Here is a 908-nt window from a genome sequence, read left to right as displayed (position 1 = left end):
TGAGAAAATGGCGACGAAAAACCTTGTTGCCCACCTGTTCGAGAGCTAATGGCGAGACGCCAAGAAACGTCCTTTATGGGCCGTTATGCATGGGGTATAGGGCTGGCGTGGCTTTCTGCAGTAACCGCAAACGTGCATTGCATGGGGTGCAAAAGCACGGCTCGGATGTTACTTAGACACGATAACTACGACAGAAATATTTGCGGTTGGAAGCGCACTTGTTTTACCGCGTGCGTACGCTAGTTATATATCAGTGCCTCACCGTCCGAGGTGCTTTCGCCCGCCGATTTGAGAGCTCAATCGGCGGGTTTGTTTTTTCCTCCGAAAGCAGCTTTGATACGTTCAGCTGCAGCCTGGGACTGCTCCCCAACTCGATGCGCACACATCAACGATCCGGGTGGTTCGGCCGTATATTTCTTTCCCGCGCGAGCTCCCCGATCGGCCCTAGCTCTTCTGCCCGGCCGCTGATGATAGCCACCAGATCGTCGTTGCAAGCGTCTTCAAAATACCAGGGATTATCGTTCCATACGTCACCCTTGGCCTGCGCTGCGCACTGGAAGCCGTGTCGCCACGCCTGTGTCAGCATCAACAAGATATCGCTCTCGGTAAAGTCACCCACGGTAGCCCTCGTATGCGCTTAATAGTTTTCCTGGCCGGGTTGTAGTCGCCGCAGCAACTCCCGGTCGTTTGGTTCTGTGTTGTTTACCCGGAACGACACCCGGTAGTGCACAAGGTCCGGCTTGTAGCGACCATTGAGTAGCAGCGCCATGGCTTGATCCGGTGAAACGGAATTGGATGCCCAGTTGCTGGCTGCGTTCCGTGTTAGCAGGATGGGCGAACGGCCGCTGCCGTCGACCACACAACGACTTTTATCGTCCGTTATGACAACAACTTGAGATTGTTTCCCA

The 908-nt window shown here is 54.6% G+C and carries 1 protein-coding gene; it reads right to left on the bottom strand.

Annotated features, from left to right (window positions below; translation table 11 throughout):
- Positions 1 to 637 precede the first annotated feature (637 nt).
- The coding region (locus tag ACYQ1A_RS21795) for a hypothetical protein (protein ID WP_499365822.1) at positions 638 to 908 on the bottom strand (271 nt) is incomplete at its 5' end.

It is taken from the genome of Silvimonas sp. JCM 19000, from assembly GCF_054652575.1.
The sequence above is the reverse complement of the archived record's forward strand: the minus strand, read 5'-3'. Positions and strand labels throughout refer to the sequence as shown.